At 72.9% G+C, this 2113-nt stretch carries 3 protein-coding genes; all 3 read left to right on the top strand.

What is annotated here, in order from left to right:
* Positions 1-254: 254 nt before the first annotated feature.
* The 3 genes from AC27IO_RS23320 to AC27IO_RS23310 all read left to right on the top strand — a co-directional run bounded on the left by AC27IO_RS23320 (position 255) and on the right by AC27IO_RS23310 (position 1918).
* Entirely contained in the window at positions 255-1025 is a 771-nt protein-coding gene (locus AC27IO_RS23320; RefSeq protein ID WP_498741038.1) for a pseudouridine synthase, read from the top strand.
* Positions 1026-1209: 184 nt separating this feature from the next.
* Complete coding sequence (locus tag AC27IO_RS23315; RefSeq protein ID WP_284403469.1) at positions 1210-1713, top strand: MgtC/SapB family protein; 504 nt, start codon at positions 1210-1212, stop codon at positions 1711-1713.
* Positions 1714-1774: 61 nt separating this feature from the next.
* Positions 1775-1918 (top strand): hypothetical protein, encoded by a 144-nt coding sequence (locus AC27IO_RS23310; protein ID WP_272564027.1) that lies wholly within the window; start codon positions 1775-1777, stop codon positions 1916-1918.
* Positions 1919-2113 lie beyond the last annotated feature (195 nt).

Genomic DNA, 2113 nt, shown 5'->3' with positions numbered 1-2113 from the left:
CCCCGTGTCGCCGCTGTTCGCCGACGCGCAGCGCGGCGGGCCGGCGCGGCCCGGCGGGTGGGTGCTGGGGTATGCGAGCCTCACGGTGGAGCAGATCGAGCAGGGCATCCGGATCCTGGGGCGCATCGTGGCCGCCTGGGGCGCGGGGGCGCCCGCCCCGGTGCCACCGCATTGAGGGCCGGCCCGACAAGCGGAGGGTGCGGTTATCCTGCCCGCCGACCCCGCCCCGGCCCCATTCCCCTTTTCCGCACTGCATGCCCCCCCTGCACATTCTCTGGCGCGACGAGCACCTCGTCGCCGTGTACAAGCCCGCCGGCTGGCTGGTGCACCGCACGGGGCTGGACGCGGGCGAAACCCGCTTCGTCATGCAGGCGCTGCGCGACCAGCTTGGGCAGCACGTGTACCCGGTGCACCGGCTGGACAAGGGCACCTGCGGCGTGCTGGTGATGGCGCTGCACCCGGCCGCGGCGCGCACGCTGTCGCAGGCCTTCGAGCACCACGCGGTGCGCAAGCGCTATCTCGCCCTGGTGCGCGGCTGGATGCCCGATGCGGCCGAGGTGGACCACGCCCTGCGCCCCGACGACGCCCCGCCCGACGCGCCCGTGCAGGACGCCCACACCACGCTGCGCTGCCTGGCCCGGCTGGAACTGCCCGAGGCCGCCGACCCGCGCTTTCCCGGCACGCGGGCGTCGCTGGTGGAGGCCCTGCCCACCACCGGGCGGCGCCACCAGATCCGCCGCCACCTCAAGCACCTGGCGCACCCCATCCTGGGCGATGCCACGCATGGCAAGGGCCCGCTCAACCGCTGGTGGGCCGAACGCCTGGGCCGCCAGCGGCTGTGGCTGCACGCCTGGCACCTGGGCCTGGCGCACCCGGCCACAGGCGAATGGCTGGCCCTGGACAGTGGGTTGCCCGACCCTTGGGCGGCAGCCCCCTCGGCCGCCGCCACGGGTCCGGACACCGCCGGCGATGCGATCGACTGGCAGCAGCGCGTGTTCGCCCTGCCCTGGCGATCTGCCGGATGATCGCCCGGTGCCACCGGCCGCGTCCTACCTGATGTGTCGCCCATGGCCGCTGGAAGGGGTGCGGTTCGGCGCCGACATTGGTCGGCGGTGACGCGCGCCGCGCCCCCCCTTTCATTTTTCTCATGAGGTATTTCCGGATGACCCAGACCCGCCCCCTTTCCCTCCTCCTGCACGGGGCCCGTCGATGATGGGCTGGTGGGACCAGATCGCCACCACCGTGGCCGCCGAATTCTCCGACCTCACCGACCTGGGCCAGGCCACGCGCATCGTGGTGCGCCTGGGCATCGCGGGCCTGCTGGGCGGCCTGCTGGGCTGGGAGCGTGAGAACAAGGGCAAGGCGGCCGGCGTGCGAACCCACATGCTGGTGTCGATGGGCGCGGCGATGTTCGTGCTCGTGGCGCAGCAGGCCGGCATCAGCGCGGGGGACAACAGCCGCGTGCTGCAGGGCATCGTGGCCGGCGTGGGCTTCCTGGGCGCGGGCACCATCCTCAAGGGCGACGGCGAGAGCCAGGTCAAGGGCCTGACGACGGCTGCCGGCATCTGGCTCACCGCCGCCATCGGCGTGGCGGCCGGCCTGGGTCTGGAGGCCACGGCGGTGCTCAGCACGCTGCTGGCGCTGGCGATCTTCAGCGCCGTGCCGCTGGTCCAGCGCCTGACCGAACGCGACAGCCACCCGGACACCAAGTAGCGGCCTTCGGCGTGTACCATCGCGCCACGGTCCCATCCGGCGACCCGCAACGGAGCACTCCATGGCCAAAGGCGAACAGCGCAGCAACAAGATGGCGAAGAAACCCAAGAAGGACACTTCGCCCCCCAAGGAAGGAAGCGGTTCCGACCGCCCCATGGCCCCCATCACCGCGGTGATGCCGCGCGGCAAACTGAAGAACAAGTAACGGCAACGGGCCACGGCCCCACCGGAGCCGGGCCCTGCCGCCCGGCCCACCCTCAGCGGCCTGCCCTGGTTTCACAGCGCAGGCCGCTGTTTTTTTCTTCTTGGGCGCGGGCCAGATCCACTGCGGCATGGCGGGCGCCCCGTGCGGCGGCCGCCGCAACGGCAGCCGCCGCGGCCGCGCGCCTGAATGCGCCCG

Source organism: Acidovorax sp. KNOB132 (genome assembly GCF_057541515.1).
This window is presented reverse-complemented; position numbering and strand designations above follow the sequence as displayed.